The sequence below is a fragment of the Dolichospermum planctonicum genome (assembly GCF_005402965.1).
Lineage (GTDB): Bacteria > Cyanobacteriota > Cyanobacteriia > Cyanobacteriales > Nostocaceae > Dolichospermum > Dolichospermum planctonicum.
Genome location: NZ_BJCF01000064.1, coordinates 1 through 19335, shown reverse-complemented (window position 1 = coordinate 19335; position 19335 = coordinate 1). Strand labels below are relative to the sequence as shown.

Below are 19335 nucleotides of genomic sequence, written 5' to 3'. Positions count from 1 at the left end.
CAGATGAATGAAAATAATGATGTTAATAGTTGAAAAGTTTAATATATATGCGCGGACAGATTTCTACTCTTAACATTAGTGTAAACGAAAATTTTCGCCTTGTCAAGTCCTCAAGTAAAATATTTTGGGAATCCTTGCCGATATTGCCAATGGGGCATACAATTTGCCTTTTCTCGTATATAATAGTAGATTGTGTTGAATTAAAGCCATCCCATGCCTAAACTAAAGACTCGCAAGGCTGCGGCCAAGAGATTCCGCGCCACCGGTAGCGGTAAAATTGTCCGCCGTAAACCTTTCAAAAATCACTTATTAGAGCATAAATCTTCTAGCAAAAAGAGCAATATGTCAAAAATGGCAGTTGTTCATGAACGGGACGAAGAGAACGTGCGCTTAATGCTTCCATATTTGTAAAAGACACAGGTACTAAGATATGACTCGGGTAAAACGCGGTAATGTAGCTCGTAAACGCCGCAATAAAATTCTCAAATTAGCTAAAGGTTTTCGTGGTTCTCATTCCACTTTGTTTAGAACTGCTAATCAACAGGTAATGAAGGCGCTAAGAAGCGCTTACCGCGATCGCAAAAAGAAAAAGCGTGATTTTCGTCGTCTGTGGATAGCACGTATTAATGCAGCTTCCAGACAACACGGTTTAAGCTACAGCCGTTTAATTGGCAATTTGAAAAAGGCCAATGTGGAACTAAATCGCAAAATGTTGGCACAATTGGCAATTCTTGATCCGGCAAGTTTTGCTAAAATTGCAGAGTTGGCACAATCAGTTAACAGATAAAGGTGGCAACGGATGAATAACGGATGTAACAAATGGCCACTTCGGAAAATTGAAAATTAAAAATCAAGAAGTTTTTTGCAGTTTTTAATTGGAGTAAAACCCTGGGCAATGATGAAGAAGTTACATCTGGTATTATCCGCTACCTTGTTATTGATGGTTTGCCTATTTTTTTTAGGTGGCAACTTGACTGTATCGGCGGGAACAATGGCGGAAATTCAGCAGCGAGGCTATCTAAATCTAGCAGTTAAAGATAACCTCCGTCCTCTAGGTTTTAGGGATGATCAAGGCAATTTACAGGGGTTAGAAATTGATTTAGCCCAGCGTTTAGCCAGTGATTTATTAGGAAAAGCCGATGCTGTAAAATTGCAACCAGTAGCTAATAGCGATCGCTTACCTGTAGTATTTAATCAGCAAGTTGATTTAGCTATCGCTGGGGTGACAGCAACAGCATCACGTTCTCGCATGATTAGCTTCAGTGTTCCCTACTATTATGATGGTGCGGCAATAGTTACAAAAAATACATCTATTCAAGAATTAAAAGATGTAGGAAACCGGAAAATAGCGGTTCTCAACCACTCTAGCACTATACCCTACTTAAAATATTTTACACCATCTGCTCAATTAATCGCCGTCAATTCCTACCGGCAAGGGTGGGAAAAAATAGAAAATAATCAAGTAGATGGTTTTGCTGCGGATTTTAGCGTTCTTAGTGGTTGGGTGCAAGCATATCCTCAGTATCATATACTAGTAACTAAATTATCAGCAGAACCATTATCTGTAGTTATGCCCAAAGGATTGCAATATGATGAATTAAGACGTAAAGTAAATGAAGCCATTGCCCGTTATACAGTTACAGGTTGGCTAAAAGAAAGGATAGAATATTGGGGATTGTAGTAATTAATCAATGAAGATCCCTAACTGCTTCAAGAAGTCAGATATCTATGACCTAACAGACTTTAATTTAATCAGTATTTGTAGACAATGGATAACAATTTAGTCATCATTTATCTCTCAACTTTTGTTGGTTTACTGGCATTTGCTGGTGTAAGTGTTTTTCGTCAAGTATTCAAAACTCGGAAACTTGAAAACTCCCTCAACAAGTTAAAAAACAAATTAACTAAAGAAAAAGGCACTGCTCAAGAATACTATGAATTAGCTAGTATTTATTCAGAAAAAAAAGTATTTAGCCAAGCCATAGTCCTATTTCAAAAAGCTCTAAAAGCAGCCGAAGAAGAGGGAGAAGAATCTATTGCTCCCATTTACAACGGCTTGGGATATGTTTATTTTGCTCAAGAACAATATGATTTAGCAATTCGTCAGTATAAAGAAGCTATCAAATTGAACCCAGACTATGTATCAGCCCTAAATAATCTCGGACACGCTTATGAGAAGAAAAAATTGAATGCTCAAGCGTTAGAAATGTATGAAGCCACCCTCAAATTAGCACCTAATAACGCCGTTGCTAAACGTCGGGCTGAGTCTTTGCGTCGCTTAGTTTCTGTTTAGTTTTATGGCAATTCCCATTCAAGTGAGGGACAAAAATTCAGAATTAAACGCAGATAAACGCAGATGATTCTGTTTATGGTGACAGATTGTAGATGAGATTTTGTCCATGAAACTAAATACTATCAGACTTTTTCTCAGCCCTGTCCCTAGTTTGAAGCGTATTTTTAGCTGTCTCGCGTCTTTTCAATTGTTTCAATCACTGCTAAACCTATACTAGAAAATGTCATTAGTATAATTACTGATGCGAAAAAAGCAGTGGTCAGCATTTGGAGCGCCTGATCAAAAAAAATATAGGTGGTCATTTGTTCACCTTCTGAACTTTAGATAACTACTGGTACTATTTAGGAAATTCCCAGCAGTTATATCTTAACAAAACTTTAGCTCTTTCATGACATGATAACAAAGTTTTATTATCAAAAATTTGTTCAATTTTCACTATATTCAGTGAGGTAAAATACAGAAAAACATTTCCAGTAAAATTAAAGTAAAAATTACAACTAATTCCCTTTACCCAAAACATAGTAAAGGTAATAAATTTTACTAAATTCTCTTGGTACTAACCATGGAACTTATATCGTTATTCTGTAGGTAATAAAGTCTTAAATGTAGTGGAATATTGAACTAGTAAAAAATGCTTAAAAAAGACTAACTAACACAGGTTTGAATAGTAGCAATTACTGATTTAGCAAGACTTGGTAAATCATAACCTCCTTCTAAACCAAACATAATTTTTCTGGTTATACTCAAACAATATTCTGTAAATAAACTAAAATCTTCTGGTTGTAAATTCATACTTGCTAAAGGATCATTAGTATTAGCATCATAACCAGCGCTGACAATTAGTAAATCTGGGGAAAAATTGGTTAAAAATGGTAATATATCTTTTTCCCATAGGGGTTGATAGACAGTAATATCACTACCAGGAGGAATAGGTAAATTTAACACATTATTGTGTAAACCCTGTTGTGAAGCATCCCCTGTACCGGGATAAGCTGGATACTGGTGAAGAGAAATATAAGCAATTTGTGGGTGAGTTTCGACTATTGCTTCCGTACCATTACCGTGATGTACATCCCAATCTAGGATAGCAACGCGCTTAATTCCGGGTTGTTGTAAAGCGTAAAAGGCTGCGATCGCTGCATTGGAAAATAAACAAAAACCCATGCCCGTATCACTGACCGCATGATGTCCAGGTGGACGCGCTAAGACAAAAGCCGGATCTGCTGTATTAATAACTATATCAACTGCATCCAACCAAGCACTAACCGCTAACAAAGCGACATCATAACTACGGGGAGAAACGGGAGTATCCCTGTCTAAATAACCACCACCATTAGCAGCGATATTTTTAACTTTGTTAATATAAGTTGTAGAATGAACACCTTCTAGCCAAGACATTAAAGAGGGTTTTGATATAACTGGTGTAGGTAGTTTCCAGGTAATCTTTTCCGCAAAACTCGCAGTTTTTAAAGCATCAACTATAGCTGTTAACCGGGCTGGTTTTTCTGGGTGGTAGATGCCAGTTTTGTGGTTTAAAAACTCCTCAGAATAAATAACTTGTAACATATTTATACATTTAGCAGCTGCAAGATTAGATAATTATGGCAGGGTTAGGAAACTTTTTGAGGTTATATGTTAATTATATATTAATATATTATGTTAGTTGGGTAGGTTCTGGTTAATTGTCAACTCCCAACTGACGGTACTCAAGATAACTGTTTTTTAGGGTTGTTCATGATAGGTATAGACTAACTGCTTCACTGCAAGTCAAACCCTAAACATGAACACAAATATAGATAATTTTAACTCAGTTCGTAAACCTAAAATTTTCAATCAATCAGCAAGTTTTGTTGAAGGTTGGTATTGGGTATTACCTTCTCAATCTTTGTTTGTGGGTGAGGTGAAACCCGTGACAATTTTGGGGAGAGATTTGGTAGTATATCGAGGTCAAGACAGACGCGCGATTATTTTAGATGCTTACTGTCCGCACATGGGTACAAGTTTAGCTCAAGGTAAAATTGAAGGTAATGAATTACGCTGTGTTTTACATCGTTGGAAATTTGATGCAGAAGGTATTTGTGTTGATGTTCCCGATTTAGATGAACCCATAGCTGTTAAAGCTAAAACTTGGCCAGTCGCGGAACAATATGGCATAATTTGGGTATGGACTGGGGAAACTCCACAACAACCCTTACCTTTTATTTTAGATTGGGAAAATCAAGAATTTGATTTTGCTCTCGGTGGGGAATTTAGTATTAATTGTCATCCTCATGTACTACTTCTTCAGGGTATTGATACACAACAAATTAATATAGTTTATAAATTGCCATTAAAGATGGTTTTGGAGAAACAAGAACTCAATCAAAATGCGATTATTTTTAATACAATTACCAATATTACTAGTAAGTCATTTTGGTTAAAACTCTACCGTAGGTTTTTTAATAGTTCCCTGAGTTATAGTATTTGTTATTGGTATGGTACAACGAGTATAATTTCCTTTGGTAATGATTTAACCCATCTACACATAATATTTACCACTCGGATCTTACCGGGAGGAAAAACTCAAGGACAAACATTATTAATGTGCAAAAAACGTCAAGGTATGTTCGGAAAGTTGATTAATAAATTGATACTACGGCTAGGAAAAAGAATTAGCGATCGCTTACTTAAAAATCATGATAAAATATTACAAACTATGCGGTTTTATTTAAAAAATCCTATTAAAGCTGATTTGTCAATTATCCAGTTTATTAACCATTTGGAACGACAAAAACCTCTCACCCATGAAACTTGGCTATTACCCAGGGAAAAGGAAAGGGAGGAAGAAGTGCGTGAAGAGAGAGAAAAACGGGAAAAATGGCGAGATGAATTAGTTAATGACTAGTTAATAACTAGTTAATAACTAGGGGACTGGATTTTGCTCCATACCCCACCCTAACCCTCCCCTTGTGAAGGAGAGGGGACTGGATTTTGCTCCATACCCCACCCTCATTCTCTCCTGATGATTATTTTTCATCTTCTTCCCAATTCAAAATTTTTGAATCCAATTGTCTTAGGGTTTCTTTAACTGTATTGTCTAGTATATGATGGTCATAACCCTGAATTGATTCTGCTTCAATTTCAATGGTGATTTTAATATTAGATTCTCCTGCTTGCAATGGTGTAATTACACCACGGATTATATGTGATAGTTTAGCCCAGGGTATATCTGCTTTAAATTTGACTTTTTTAACTTTGGTAGTTTTGGGTTCATTGGTAGAATTGACATGATAAGTTCCCGTTGCAGTTTCAACTTTACCAGAATTGACTACAGAATTTTCGACTGTTGAATTAGTTGCATTACCAGACGAGGTTTGACTGATATTTTCTGTGGTTTCACTACTATGGGAATTTCCATGATCATCAGATTGAGTTTGTAACTGTGCTTTTTCCTTTTGAGCAATTTCAGGACGTACTACAATAGCTGCTAATGTGATTTCATTCAGATTGTCGTCGTCATCTTGATAATAAAGTTGACCATTAAATCTAATCCCCAATTTACCCTCTTTAACTCCTGTTTTCACTGCTTCTAAAATGACTGATTCATTTTCTAATAACGGTTTATGTCCAGGAGTTCTCAGAAAGTTATTATAAATATCCTGTAAACTTTTCTCAGTTTCATTAACACTCAATCCTTTATTTAAAAGTACATTTGCTGCAATCTTAGCATTAATTGATCGTTGATGTTTGAGGTGATTTTCTACCCGTTCTAGCCAAGAATTACCTTCTGCTTTTGTAGCTGTACTAAAATCATTATAATCTATAGTATTTTGACCACACCATGCTAGATGACGATAAGCTACAATCAAACCATCTACTATGTCTTTTTCCGCTTGTTTCAGTTTGTTCTGTAAATCAGTTTTAGATGATAAGGAAAGATTCTTTTTCAGGTCTTGATCTTCAGTGATAGCAGTTAACGCTAGATAACGTTTTAATCTGGTTTCTAGTGTTACATAACTATTAGCATCTGCAATTACTAAAAATACAGTATTTTTATAAACGCGAAAAGAAGTATTGCTAAATAATTCCTGGATAAATTGCTCAGTTTCCTGATCTCCCTTTTTATAATTAGGATGTAAAATCACTAATTTAAACTTAGTATGATCAGGAATATCCTTAGACTCTTTCCAAATATGGGTTTCAAAAAATTTACCCTTAGGCTGTGCTTTGATTAATTCCCGTAATTTATCTGTAATTTGTTCATCATCAATTAACTGCTCCTTATCAACAATAACCCGGTTTAAATTGGGTTCATTTTTAAAGCTATAAAGACGTTTTTCCTCATGAAAATACCAAAGATTATCTGCTAATTTAGCTATAGCATCTCCAATGATCATGGCAGGAATATTATCATTAAGTAGGGCTATTCTCAACCAAGATAAATTAACTCCTCTTCTGTCTGAACCGCTAAAAGAATAGAAAAATACTCCCGTTGCTAATTTAGACGCAATATTATATTTTTCATATTCACTCCCCATATCTCTATCAATCTGTTGAGATTTACCCATAATATCAGAAGTAATAATACTATCAAATGGATCACCAATATGTTTAATTAGTTCTCGCTTTAATATGGGATTTGCCAGATTTATTTGTGATGATTGAATTAAAGGGTCTGCACCTTTTTTATAAATGTCCTTAATCACTTCTGCTAATAGTCTTAATACTCCTCTAGTCCGTTGAAATTTAGGAAACGAACCCCATCTTTCATACAAAATATCTATCAATTCGGGATGAAATGGATAAGCTTGTTCTATTTTAGTCCGATAGCTAAGTTCTTTAACTTCCGAGGGTACATCATTACCTAATTGTTGATAAAGACGAAAATAGGTTTCTGCTGTTTGTTTATGTTGGTTAATATCTCCTATATTGTCAAATAACCGTTTTCTGACAACTTCATAAATTTCTATACCATCTACAGGTACATAAATACTCTCTACTCTACCCGATACTTTTTCTAATTGAGATAATGCTCTAGTTGCGGCCTCATCAAATTTTTCTAAATCACTTTTTGGTAAGGTTAAAATTAATACGGAATTACTAGAAGCAGCAATGACCTCCGTAATTTCTTGTAAAAATACTAACGTTTGTCCTTGGGCAATTTTTTCCTGTTTTTCTAATTCATTAGCTTTGGTAATATATGCTAATAATTCATCTATTAAAATCAAAACTGAGCCACTTTGTTTGATGATTTCTCTTAAAATCTCTTTTCCGGGAGCAATACGTTTTTGGTCATGGTCTTTAATTAAATGATAACAACCCAGTTGTTCTGCTATTTCTCCCCAGGGAGTTTTCCCATTAATCACATCTGCTTCTGTGCCTAAAAATACCGCTACCTTGGTATGGGGAATGGATAAATTATTTGCTAAAGATTGAATTTGTGGTAAATGATTAACTTCATGAAATGATTTAACTAGATGATAAATTGCTAATAAAGAATGGGTTTTACCACCACCAAAGGGGGTTTGTAGTTGAATAACCTTATCTCCTGTACTATTAGTTATGCAGCTTAAAACGTTACAAATTAATTTTTGTAAACCGCTAGTTAAATAGGTTTTTGCAAAGAATAAGCGAGGGTCTAAATATTCTTGGGGTGCTGTACCTTTAACCACTTCTGCAATATCCACAGCAAAGGATGATTCGTTAAATGTCCCGTCACAAATTTCTTTTGTTGGGGTGGCAATATTCCACCATGCTGGTAATGTCATTGTTTTTTCTCCTGTTGATTTTTGATTGACTAAGTAGGTTGGCGTTAAAAATTGTCGTTATGACAAGGGAACTCTTAACTGGGAACAGGGAACAGGTTTTGGGTAACTTTACTTTTCGTTACTTATGTCGGTTTTTTTCCGTTTACCTACTTATATTTACCGTAGGTTGGGTTGAGGAACGAAACCCAACATTTGTAAGTTACAGCGTTTTCCGCGCTAATAAGGTACAAAGTTGAATCATGAAACTCTTGTGGTGCGGGCATCTTGCCCGCTAGATATGTACCTGATAACACCGGGAACTGCTGTATTATTTGTTAGCTTTTGTTGGGTTTCACTTCGTTCTACCCAACCTACGGACTTCAGATCCTCTCCCCATAGAAAAGAGGTGTAATAATTTTCCAACAACCCTGATTAAAATAACCCTAATTGTTTACCTTCATTTCCTCCCTTTTGATAACTTTCCCGTCCATAAAGTAAACCTTGTAACATTTGCTTCTCCTTATCACCATCTGGTAATACTTCAGAAATAGATTGTGCTACTTGCCAAAAGGCATTATTGTTTAATTGTCCCGTGTTGGTTAAAAGTTCTGTAATTTTCTCTCTATTATTCTTCTCCCATAATAATAACATTTGATGCAGGATATCAATCATGTTTTCTAGTTTTTCTTGGTCAATAAATTTTTTATCTCTGTCCTTGGGACTGAGGACAGTAATAAATTCTTTATCTTTCTTAATAAATCCCTTATTCCAATATTCCGTAATTTCTATACCACAAGCTGAGGCTAATTTTCGTCCTTCGTCAAATATGACTTTACTATTACCAAATGTCCAGCGCCATAGTAAATAAAATCGGGTTTGGGGGTCAATTCCTCCTAGTTCTTGGGGGTTTTTGAGAATTTTAGTTAATGCGTATTCACTAACGGTCTTACGGATAAATTCTAATAGAGTTGCTGCTGCTATGGTCTCTCCTGCGTAGGTTTCCACAGTCGCATATTTTCCCACTATTTCTAATGCAGGACCAATAGCAGAAATAAAGAAATCACTACCGCTGATTCCTTGACTCCAAAAATGCTCTAATCTTTCTTGGATCTTTTCCTGTATTTCGGTTTCTATTTCTTCAAAATAAGCTGTTTCTGCACTGGTGCGTTTACGACATACCATATATATTGATGATGCTAATGCTGCTGACTCTTGTCCTCTTAATCTATTTTTCATTTCTGTATGTAGAGGAATACTTGAAGTTAAATATAAATTGGCTTTGGAAAGTGCGTTAATAATAGTTTCCCAAGCATCTGTAGATTTATGGGCAAAAACAATGACAGCTATTCCTAATGGTTTTAAAGTGCGGGAAATTTCTTGAAATGCTTGACCAATTTTTTCTTCAAAAAATTGTTGATTTTTATTACTATATCTAGCACTATCCCAACCTTTCATTTCCGTAATTTCTTCAGATTTAGGAGTGAGAGGAGTGGCAAATAATTCAGGGTAATATTCACCAATGATTCTTGATAACCAAACATAGAAAAAATCTGATAAATCAGCATAAGGAACACTGTTATAATAGGGAGGATCTGTGATAATTGCATCAAAATAATTATCAGGATAGGGTAAATTTGTAGCTGATGATTGAGTTGTTGTTGCAACGTTATTAACCATAAATTCTAAGCAATGTTTAGCAACTAAACAAATCCATTCAGTTGATGATAAAAAATTACCAGTTGAATCACCTAATACATTAGTTTCAGCGTAATCCCAAGTCATAGGAAGTGCTTGTCTTGCAAAAGTGTTTCTAGTGCTTTCTCTAGTTACATCCCATGAAGCAATAACAGAATTTCTATCTGCTGTTCTATTTAATCCTAAGGCCAAATAAGTAGCGATCGCTTTTGCATAATCTTCATCATAACCTTCTTGTAAAATTAATTGATGAGCTTGTTTTACCGCATCAGCAAACGTAATTAAAGCCAATTGTTGACGGGAATTAAATAAAGATCCCCAGGTATTCATACCATATAAAGGAACATTAAAAACACCACTCATTAAAGGTAATTCTTCATCAGGAACAGGATCAATACCCCACTTATCCCATAACTCATTGCGCTTAGATTCTAAATAAGATTGAGCATGATTAAATATTTCCATATCTTCAGCAGTTGCTAACCGATAGGTTTTACCAGATTGTTTAGGATTGTGTAAAACTACCGCTACCATTCTTTGACTAGCAATACCATCTATAAATTGTTTTCTGGTATCTTTGTCAGTTAAACTACTACCACAACAGGGACAAATAACCTTAGCTCTTGCTACCGTACCCGTTGCAGGATCAAAATCAATATTATCATTTTCCACAATTGCAAAATCAATTTGATTATTTCCTGATTCATGAATAATCGGAATAATTTTTAAAGCAACTTTTTTATGATCTTTTTTAGCTAACCACAGATTAGAAGTTAAGGGAATTTCTACCCTACAATCAGGATTTTGACAAGTAACCGTTCTCATCCAATAATAACCTACAGGGATGCGTCCATCGGTTTCATGGGGGTAAAATTTACCGATTTCCTTCTTGGCTGTTTCTAATACCCAATTACCCCATTTTTTCACATCTTCCAATAGAGGATTATAGGTTTGTGGAGTTTCTCCTCCTGTAGTTTCCTTAAATATTCTAGTTTTTAATTGTCCATATTTTTGGGGAAATTCTAAAGTAGCTTTTTCAATTAAAACCGCTACAGGGTTTAAATCATTAGCGAAGGTTTCACAACCCAATCTTAACGCTTCTAAAGGAATAGAACCACCACCAGAAAAGGGGTCTAAAACCTTGGGAGGAATACCACCATGAGCTTGTAAAATATCCGCCCTAGCTTGATTTAATAATTCTTGATTATTAGCATTTTCCCATTTAGAAAGTTCTGCAATAAATTGATTTTTCTGGTTCATTTCTGATGCTGTAAAAGCGGGAACTAAAGCAGCATAAATAGTAGCACGGGAAGCAGCTAAGGGTTTTCTTGACCACCAAATATGTAAGGTAGAAATATGTCCATGTCTAATGTTTTTTTCTTTAGCGGAATATTCGCTAACTTCTTGGATAGGGAATGATTGTTCGATAGCTGCTTGGTTCATGGTTTTGGTAGTGATTTTGGTAGTGATTTTGGTAGTGATTTTGTTGGTTGTGAAGTTTTCAGATCCCCAAATTATCTCACAAGTGGGGGGGATCTGGTTCAGATTTCTGGTTAATTTTGCGTTACATAAGAATCAATTAACTGCTGAAATTCCTCTACAGAGTTAACCTGAATACTAGGTAAAAGTAAATTTTCCAGGATAGACATATCATCAATTTCCTTGATAGTATAGATCATCTTTTCTGGAAGATTAGCAAATCTGCTAGAGAGGATTTTGATAATGTTTTCTTGGCAAGTTTTTCTAGCACCAATTTCCTTACCTTTGGCTTGGGCGTTTTCTTCGATAGTGCTGAGGAATGGCATATTTAACTCCTGTTCGTAATCATCTAGGTTTCAAATCCCCAATTTCTTAAAGAAGTCGGAGATCTGAATTTGGTTAATTTTGCGTTACATAAGAATCAATTAACTGCTGAAATTCCTCTACAGAGTTAACCTGAATACTGGGTAAAAGTAAATTTTCCAGGATAGACATATCATCAATTTGCTTGATAGTATAGATTATTTTTTCTGGAAGATTAGCAAATCTGCTAGAGAGGATTTTGATAATGTCATCTTGACGAGTTTTTCTAGCACCAATTTCCTTACCAATTTCCTTACCAATTTCCTTACCTTTGGCTTGGGCGTTTTCTTCGATAGTGCTGAGGAATGGCATATTTAACTCCTGTTCGTAATCATCTAATTTGGTTTCAAATGCTGTTTGTAATGGTAGTGGTAAAGTCATCATTTTATCAATGATCTTGACTAGATTAATAATATCAAACCTAGTTAAGCCTCTTTGATATAATGCTCTAACCAAACTCCATTTCCATTGTTCTCTTGCAGTTAAATTACTAGTGGTAGCTTTGGTTTTCAGATGTGCCATGACTATTGTAGCAAAGAGATTATCATTTGTGTTCAAATATTCCCATTCATAATCTAATAGTTTGACTATACTAAATTCCATTTTGACTCGACTATTACCTAAACCGTATTCATAACTATTTGGTCGCCAATTTTTGTTTTCATCTCCTAATATTGCTAAACTAATTACTGGTTTATGAAATAAATCATAAGAGCGATAATTATAGATAAACATTCTTTGGGAAAATTGTTTATCATATTGACTTTGCACTTCTATATGAATCAAAATCCAAATTATTTCATTATTTAATAAACTAACTTGAAATAATTTATCTGCATAACGTTTTTCTGTCTGACTTGAGGCGGTAATTTGTTCCAATTCTTTATCTAAGGATATTGGTTGTTTACTCCAGTCAATTTGTTGGTGAATTTCTGGATAAAAGAACTGTAAGAATAATTCAAAATATTCTCCTATTGCTTCTTTCCATGTTTCATCATAATTTGCTGTAATTTCCGTCATGATTACTATTTTTTCCCTGATTAATGATGGTTAATGATTCTATTATTATATCAGATACCCGACTTTTTTAAGAAGTTGGGTATTTAAGGAGCTAACTCTGATAATGTTGACAATTAGCATGATAGCGCCAATCATTCACAATATAACGAATTACACTTACTTCCTCATCAGGTTTAAGACAAAGTGCAGGATTTTGAATTTTGTGTAATTTAGGATTAGTTGCCGCATTTTCCACAATATAAAGCCAATATTCATCCCCTAAACGATTAGCCATGACCCATTCATTGGGAGTTAAAGAAATTGACCCAGAACTGGATCTAGCCTTAACTTCAATATAACGATATTTCCCTAAATTATCCCAGGAACGAATGTCATAACCAACATCTTTTAAAGAAACATCTTCAGGATTTCTTTGTTCTTTTTGCTCATATTCCATAGCAGTTTTCATACCAATTAATTCAATTTCTTTGTTATTGTGTTGCTCAGAATTAGTAGCTGTTGGTATGACTTGAATAATGCTTAAAATCTCAGGTTCGGAAAGATAAAGATTAGTTTCTACTCTGATATCTTTTTCTAACTTGAGTTTTTTCTGTTCTAAATCATCACGGTGACGCTGTTCATTGCCCATAATGACATCAGGAATATTATGACCTTTGATTCTTCTAATTTCATAGTCAGTTAATTTAGCTTCTGACTCTAAAATTAAAGCATCAATGGATTTTAATCCGTATTTTCGCTTAATTTGAGCATCTGATAACCGTTTTTGTAATAATTCTTGTTGATAGGGGTCTAAATAGTTATCTAAAATATAAGCTATAGCATCTTCCAGTTTAGATTTCAGATTGCTAACCTTTAATTCTTCTCTTAATTTGTCTATAATTTCTGTAGATTCATCATTGGGTTTTAAATCCCATAACACCGCAGGATTAACAATTTGAAAATTATCTAACTTGTCTTGATATAAACACACTAATTTGCGTCCGGCTATTTCTCCATTACCATCTTTAATTTCACCAGACATAAACCACAATAAACCATCCCATTTACCATCAGGATCTAAAAAAACTGCACCTTGATCTATTTCTTTTTGATATTGTTTAAATAAATACTCTAAAATTGCTTCCATTAAAGGATGACCACTGGTAACAAGTTCTACTTTTGCTTGGAAAGAGGTTTTTTTATCAAAACCAAATCTTAAATATTCTCGTTGCACTTCTCCATATTTAAGTTTAAATTCATGGCTTTGATTTCTTAACTCAAAGGGTACATTAGGAATGCGCCAAAAACCATCTTGACGTTTTTCTACCTTAATTTTTAAATGTTTAGTTGCTCGTAAAAAGAACCTTTCTATATATTCTGGTACAAGACGATTTTCCTTAGCTGTACGCTGTTCTTCATTAATGTGAGATAAATCAATATGACGAGTAGCTAGGGCTTCTAAACTAGCTTGTTTAACTTTATTAATTGCCTCCATATCTGGAACTTTATCCATGTCTGCTAAGATATCATCTATGGTTCTTTTATTAGCAATAGCTTCTAAAATTAAATCCTTTAAACTAGCACCTTGTAAAACATCACCAATAACATCAAAAACTCTATCTCCTAGAGCTTCTTTCATTGCTTCTAACTTATCAAATAACTTTTGTAAAACCTGACCTTCCCTAGTATCCAAAGCCACTAAATTGTAAATATGCACTTGATGTTTTTGTCCATAGCGATGAATTCTACCCATTCTTTGTTCTAAGCGATTAGGATTCCAAGGAATATCATAATTAACCATTAACCAACAAAATTGTAGATTAATACCTTCACCTGCGGCTTCTGTAGCTACCATAATTTGAGTTTTATTTTCAAACTCATATTCAGCTTTAATCCGAGCATCCATATTTAACCCACCATGAATTACAGTAACACTGTATTGCCAATTTTTCATTTTTTCAGCTAAGTATTCCATGGTGTCTTTTGACTCAGTGAAAATTAATAATTTTTCGCCGCTTTCCCTGATTTTTCTTTCTTCTAAAACTTCCCGGAGACGATTGAGTTTAGTTTCAATTTCTTGCTTCTCTACTGCTTTAGCTAACTTAACTAAAAACTTTAAGCTAGTAATTTCTAACTTTAATTCATCTAAAGATTCTGCTGAGGTTAATTTAGCTAGTAATTCTTCTTCTTGATTGTAACGTTTATCATCTTCTAAATCTTCTAAGTAGTCTTCATGATAGAGACCATCCTGAATTAATGTACCTTTTTTATATAAATCTTCTAAGCGTTGTTGACGACGTTCTAAAGATTTGAGAACTGCTCGCACACTAGAAGCCAAACGTCTTTGGAGAACAGTTAAAGCAAAAGCAACATTACGTTTTTCTTTTTGCAGAGCTTTGTTAAAGTTTTTTTCTACATAATCAGTGACAGCATCATAAAGTTTTTTCTCATCCTGATTCAGATAATATTTAATAGTTTCCACTAACCGGGGTAGAAATAAAGGTTGACCATCAAAGTTTTTTAGATCTTCCTTTAAACGACGTAAAAATAAAGGATTATCCTGATCCTCAATAGAAGTTGCTAACATTTCTGTATTAGCAAAGAAGTTAGGCTGGAGTAGGTCTAAAAATAATTTGAAATTTTCAGGATCTCCTCGATGGGGTGTAGCCGTTAATAGAATTAAATATTTAGAATTAGTAGATAGGGTTTCTCCTACGGTATAACGTGCGGTTTTACTGATTTTCTCACCATATTTGTAAGCAGACATTTTATGAGCTTCATCAACGATAACTAGGTCCCATCTAGCATCGTTAAAAGCTGACTGTACATCATTTTGTTTGATAAAATCAAGGGAGGTAATAATTTGGGGAAATTCCGTCCAAACATTTTGACTCCAATTAGCATTAATTACTCCTCTGTCAACTATGGAAAACCTTTCAGAAAACCGATCTTTCATTTCTCGTAGCCATTGATTTTTTAAGTGACCAGGAACAACGATTAATACCCTATTTACTAAACCTCGATATTTTAATTCTTTAATCAATAATCCCCCCATAATAGTTTTACCAGCGCCGGGGTCATCTGCTAATAAGAAACGAATATTAGGACTTTTAAGAATATAATGATAAATAGCCTCAATTTGATGGGGTAATGGGTCTACTTGGGATGCACTGATCCCATATAGGGGGTCAAATTGAAAAGCATTGCGAATGCGTGTTCCCTCTAAATATAAAAATACTGATTCAGAATTACCTGTAAATTGGAATTGTGCTTCTTTTTGTTCTTGGAGATCAATTAATTCTTGAATAGGAATAACAGGATCATAATATTTATTAGTATTAATCCCAACAGCTTCTATTTTCACCCTGGAAGTCCCTATCATTTTAAATGATGAAAGTTTTACGGGTTCAGGAAATTTATCCCCGCAAATAATGATTCCTGGTTGTAACTGTTCTATTTTCATGATTTATACCTCTAAAATCGCCAAAATTCTTGATTCCTGATGGCTTGGGAATTAAGATCTAAGTAGGTTCTATTGTCTTTACTTACCTATAGAAATTATACAGTAAATAATTGAAAAAATAGCGGACTTACGCAAAATATTCCTCAAACTTTCATTTCTCTGTGTTCTCTGTGCCTTTGTGGTTCGTTATTCCCTATTCCGTGACTCGTGCGTAAGTCCTAAAACATTTACAAAACTGATGTCATCTATCTGAAGATAGATATTGCAATACCAACTCTTTGAGTATCTCGTGATTTCTCCTCAAAAAGCGATCGCCAAGCTTTTCAGAAGTTTCTTAGTCCTGAAAAAGTAAAATCTATGACTCAAGTTTTTTAAGTATATGCAGATGTTAGTTAAATTAGCTTTTGCAGTAATTCAGGAATTTGAGACGGACTATCGGCCAGGGGAATTTTTAGGGACTTAAAAGCAGCCAATTTACTTTCTACCGTGCCAAAATTAGCAGAACGTCCAATTACAGTGGCTAAAGTTCCTGTTTGTTGCCAATTTTGTGTGGGTGGTGCGTGTCTACCGGCAATATAAGCAACTACAGGTTTATCAATTGTTTCTGCAATATATTTTGCTGCTGCTTCTTCACTTCCTCCTCCAGGTTGACCGATTAAAACAATAGCTGCTGTGGTGTCATCTTCATCGAGAATTTGTAACCATTGCAGAAATGAAGAACCGACAATAGTATCACTGCCAATACTAACACTAATTGACTGTCCCAAACCCACCTTTGTTAACTCCCAAGCGACTTCATAGGTAAGGGTACTACTACGGCTGACAATTCCCACAGGACCTGGGATATAAAATTCACGTTCGTGAGTACCCAGCAGAATTTTCCCAGGAACGATAATTCCCGGACTATTTGGACCGATAATTAGGGTTTCACCTGCTTCTGTTTTCCTAAGTAATTGCACCATATCCAGAGGTGGGACACCAGCAGTGATAATAATAATTTGGGGGATATGAGACGCTATTGCTTCTAAAGCTGCATCCAAAACTTGATCCGGTGGAACACAAATAATTGTTGTGTCAATCTGTCCAAATTTGGCAATAACCTCCTCAACTAAATCAAATACTGGTAGATTATATATTTGCTGTCCACCATGTCCAGGATTGACACCAGCTACCAAATTTGTACCATAAGCTTGCATTTGAGCAATATGATTTGCTGATATAAATTCACAAAATCCCTGGATTAAAACTTTACTTTCTGGTGTTAAGTTCATAATTTGTTAGTGGTCAGTTGTCAGTAGGTAGGTAATTCAATTTGTAAGTAATCAGCTTGTAAGTAATCAGCTATGACAATCCTTCATCCCCGGATCCCATCACCTGAATTATTGCTTTAATTTTTAACTTTTAAGTTTTAACTTTTAAGTTTTAACTTTTACTTCCCTGTTCCTCTTTTTATCCTCAGGTAATTTCACTAAACGAACTGCTTCCTTAACTGCTTCATCTAAATTTTCCACAAGTACCAGTGATTGATTGGTGTTTTTAAATGTGGCTAGATATTCCTTAACATCATTAAATTGAGAACCAACTAAACGCAGAACTAAATGGGGTAAATTCACCTGATTTTCACCCTTGTTACTGTTACCATTAGCAATTGACATCTCAGATCTGATTTCACTTCTATCTAATTGCAGAAATTTACTGATAATTTCGGGAAATTGGTCAAGTTGAGGAATAGTTCCTAAAAAGTTGATTAAAATAACTTGAATACTTTGATCTGCCGCCAAAGTTTTCAAACTACTGATCAAGCGATCGCTAAAAGTCGTTGATTTAGTATCACTCATAAATGAATGACGCAAGTTGACACATTTACCAGGTTTACCACCTGCATAAACAACCGCATCCAATGTTGTGAATATAGACCCTTTCCCGTTACCTACGATACCAATTTTACCGGGCATTTCTAAGCTATCCCAACTGCCTAAAAAGTCGTTCTTTTTTTGACTACCATGACGACGGCCAACCATTTTTGCGGCCATGTCAGCTATTTCAGGATGACGGTTAATAGCTCGCTCATTAACCCTGATTTTACCATTCAAAGCCATGACCTGACCCATTGAGTTCACACCCAAAGGATTAATTTCTACTAGGTCTAAATCTTTCTGGATAAATAACTGGTAGAGTTTCTCAACAATATTGCTCACAGACTGCATCAAAGTACCCTGCAAACCCATTTTCAAAGCCAGTCGTCGAGCGTAAAATGCAGAAAATTCCTGTTCAACAACCACGTGCTGGAATTTTTCTCCTGCTGTTTCCCAGTCAATATTTGCTTCTGTACAACCCAATAAAACGGGACGACACAGCGCAGTATCCAAAACTACAGCAAGATAAAACTCCTCTTGAGCATCATACTTTGATTCTGCCAATAAGACTTCTGGGAATTGTCCCCAAATTGGTAGATTAAATATATTTTGTGCCGCAGCTATGGCATCAATGGTTGTTTCTACGATTCTCACCCCACCAGCTTTTTCTCTTTCCCCCCCTTGTACCTGGGATTTCAGCACAATCGGGTAAGGAATTTTTAAGCGTTTTAAATCTGTGGGATGATCTATTCTTTGGGATGGTAGGACAGGAATCCCGATTTTACCAAACCATTCTTTAACTTGATACTCCAATAAATCCATTGAGATACACCTTGTATTGACAACTCCAACGCTATATATTCTTGATAATATCTAATATTCTGCACGATCCTGAAGATTATGGAATTTGGCTTTGGTTAACTGAAAAATTTCTTTTGCCATTGTCTAATTTTTGACGCTCCCCGCCCTATAGAGGGACGGTGATTCTTGTTTCAATGAGCAACCTTACTCAAACTTGTTACCAAGTCTCAGCAGAGGGTAATCTCTCCACAAGCGTTATTAGTTTCCGTCCGGCCGACGGTACTTAAATCATAGCCACTTTGTCTTAGTGCTTTAGTGAGAATGTTAATTGCAGCATTGTGGTCACGGTCGAGAACACAACCACATTTACAAACATGACTTCTAACTGATAGGGATTTTCTAACTATTTCTCCGCAATTAGAACAATTTTGAGAAGTATATTGTGGTGCAACTGATACAATTACACGACCATAGACTTTACCAAAATATTCTAACCATTGAGTAAACAATGACCAAGAAATTTTAGATTTTAGATTTTAGATTTTAGATTTTAGATTTTAGATTGGGAATTTTCGGTACAAGTAGGGGGCAACGGCCGTTGACCCCTACAATTTCAGGGCGGAACTAATCCAAAATTGCTAATCTAAAATCCCCAAGCTC

Annotated in this window: 13 protein-coding genes and 1 pseudogene; 5 read left to right on the top strand and 9 right to left on the bottom strand. The window is 35.1% G+C overall.

Going from position 1 to position 19335, the window contains the following annotated elements; genetic code table 11:
- The first annotated feature begins 213 nt into the window (after nucleotides 1-213).
- The 4 genes from rpmI to FFO06_RS19085 all read left to right on the top strand — a co-directional run bounded on the left by rpmI (nucleotide 214) and on the right by FFO06_RS19085 (nucleotide 2293).
- Nucleotides 214-411, top strand: a complete 198-nt coding sequence (gene rpmI, locus FFO06_RS19100) for a 50S ribosomal protein L35 (protein ID WP_028090710.1) — start codon at nucleotides 214-216, stop codon at nucleotides 409-411.
- Nucleotides 412-430: 19 nt separating this feature from the next.
- Nucleotides 431-787 (top strand): 50S ribosomal protein L20, encoded by a 357-nt coding sequence (rplT, locus tag FFO06_RS19095; RefSeq protein ID WP_028085520.1) that lies wholly within the window; start codon nucleotides 431-433, stop codon nucleotides 785-787.
- A gap of 108 nt (nucleotides 788-895) precedes the next feature.
- Entirely contained in the window at nucleotides 896-1681 is a 786-nt protein-coding gene (locus tag FFO06_RS19090; RefSeq protein WP_137909448.1) for a transporter substrate-binding domain-containing protein, read from the top strand.
- Nucleotides 1682-1768: 87 nt separating this feature from the next.
- Complete coding sequence (locus tag FFO06_RS19085) at nucleotides 1769-2293, top strand: tetratricopeptide repeat protein (protein ID WP_137909447.1); 525 nt, start codon at nucleotides 1769-1771, stop codon at nucleotides 2291-2293.
- 645 nt (nucleotides 2294-2938) lie between these two features.
- On the opposite strand, the gene FFO06_RS19080 is transcribed toward FFO06_RS19085, so the two are convergent.
- Complete coding sequence (locus tag FFO06_RS19080; protein ID WP_137909446.1) at nucleotides 2939-3859, bottom strand: histone deacetylase family protein; 921 nt, start codon at nucleotides 3857-3859, stop codon at nucleotides 2939-2941.
- 214 nt (nucleotides 3860-4073) lie between these two features.
- Between FFO06_RS19080 and FFO06_RS19075 the strand changes: the two genes are divergently transcribed.
- A complete protein-coding gene (locus FFO06_RS19075) occupies nucleotides 4074-5177 on the top strand; it encodes a Rieske 2Fe-2S domain-containing protein (protein ID WP_137909445.1) in 1104 nt (367 codons plus the stop codon).
- A 121-nt stretch (nucleotides 5178-5298) separates the two neighbouring features.
- Here the strand turns inward: FFO06_RS19075 and FFO06_RS19070 are convergent, their stop codons facing one another.
- The 8 genes and pseudogenes from FFO06_RS19070 to FFO06_RS19035 form a co-directional block, all read right to left on the bottom strand.
- The gene (locus FFO06_RS19070; protein ID WP_137909444.1) at nucleotides 5299-8040 is read right to left on the bottom strand and encodes an ATP-binding protein; all 2742 of its coding nucleotides are present in this window, start codon (nucleotides 8038-8040) and stop codon (nucleotides 5299-5301) included.
- A 411-nt stretch (nucleotides 8041-8451) separates the two neighbouring features.
- Nucleotides 8452-11157, bottom strand: a complete 2706-nt coding sequence (locus FFO06_RS19065) for a DUF1156 domain-containing protein (RefSeq protein ID WP_137909443.1) — start codon at nucleotides 11155-11157, stop codon at nucleotides 8452-8454.
- A 110-nt stretch (nucleotides 11158-11267) separates the two neighbouring features.
- Nucleotides 11268-11519 (bottom strand): hypothetical protein, encoded by a 252-nt coding sequence (locus tag FFO06_RS19060; protein ID WP_137909442.1) that lies wholly within the window; start codon nucleotides 11517-11519, stop codon nucleotides 11268-11270.
- Between the two features lie 73 nt (nucleotides 11520-11592).
- A complete protein-coding gene (locus FFO06_RS19055; protein ID WP_137909441.1) occupies nucleotides 11593-12576 on the bottom strand; it encodes an RpnC/YadD family protein in 984 nt (327 codons plus the stop codon).
- Between the two features lie 91 nt (nucleotides 12577-12667).
- Nucleotides 12668-16018, bottom strand: coding sequence for a helicase-related protein (locus FFO06_RS19050; RefSeq protein ID WP_137909440.1), 3351 nt, complete (start codon nucleotides 16016-16018; stop codon nucleotides 12668-12670).
- Between the two features lie 392 nt (nucleotides 16019-16410).
- The gene (locus FFO06_RS19045; RefSeq protein ID WP_137909439.1) at nucleotides 16411-17289 is read right to left on the bottom strand and encodes a succinate--CoA ligase subunit alpha; all 879 of its coding nucleotides are present in this window, start codon (nucleotides 17287-17289) and stop codon (nucleotides 16411-16413) included.
- A 144-nt stretch (nucleotides 17290-17433) separates the two neighbouring features.
- A complete protein-coding gene (locus FFO06_RS19040; RefSeq protein ID WP_137909438.1) occupies nucleotides 17434-18696 on the bottom strand; it encodes an ATP-grasp domain-containing protein in 1263 nt (420 codons plus the stop codon).
- A 206-nt stretch (nucleotides 18697-18902) separates the two neighbouring features.
- Nucleotides 18903-19202: pseudogene (locus FFO06_RS19035) on the bottom strand (zinc ribbon domain-containing protein); the annotation flags it as partial.
- Between the last annotated feature and the right edge of the window lie 133 nt (nucleotides 19203-19335).

Bases quoted from the DNA above. Each gene is read 5' to 3' on its own strand.
- FFO06_RS19060 (WP_137909442.1), bottom strand. From the start codon at position 11,519: ATGCCATTCCTCAGCACTATCGAAGAAAACGCCCAAGCCAAAGGTAAG.
- FFO06_RS19045 (WP_137909439.1), bottom strand. From the start codon at position 17,289: ATGAACTTAACACCAGAAAGTAAAGTTTTAATCCAGGGATTTTGTGAA.
- FFO06_RS19040 (WP_137909438.1), bottom strand. From the start codon at position 18,696: ATGGATTTATTGGAGTATCAAGTTAAAGAATGGTTTGGTAAAATCGGG.
- FFO06_RS19050 (WP_137909440.1), bottom strand. From the start codon at position 16,018: ATGAAAATAGAACAGTTACAACCAGGAATCATTATTTGCGGGGATAAA.
- FFO06_RS19055 (WP_137909441.1), bottom strand. From the start codon at position 12,576: ATGACGGAAATTACAGCAAATTATGATGAAACATGGAAAGAAGCAATA.
- FFO06_RS19090 (WP_137909448.1), top strand. From the start codon at position 896: ATGATGAAGAAGTTACATCTGGTATTATCCGCTACCTTGTTATTGATG.
- FFO06_RS19085 (WP_137909447.1), top strand. From the start codon at position 1,769: ATGGATAACAATTTAGTCATCATTTATCTCTCAACTTTTGTTGGTTTA.
- FFO06_RS19080 (WP_137909446.1), bottom strand. From the start codon at position 3,859: ATGTTACAAGTTATTTATTCTGAGGAGTTTTTAAACCACAAAACTGGC.
- rplT (WP_028085520.1), top strand. From the start codon at position 431: ATGACTCGGGTAAAACGCGGTAATGTAGCTCGTAAACGCCGCAATAAA.
- FFO06_RS19075 (WP_137909445.1), top strand. From the start codon at position 4,074: ATGAACACAAATATAGATAATTTTAACTCAGTTCGTAAACCTAAAATT.
- rpmI (WP_028090710.1), top strand. From the start codon at position 214: ATGCCTAAACTAAAGACTCGCAAGGCTGCGGCCAAGAGATTCCGCGCC.
- FFO06_RS19065 (WP_137909443.1), bottom strand. From the start codon at position 11,157: ATGAACCAAGCAGCTATCGAACAATCATTCCCTATCCAAGAAGTTAGC.
- FFO06_RS19070 (WP_137909444.1), bottom strand. From the start codon at position 8,040: ATGACATTACCAGCATGGTGGAATATTGCCACCCCAACAAAAGAAATT.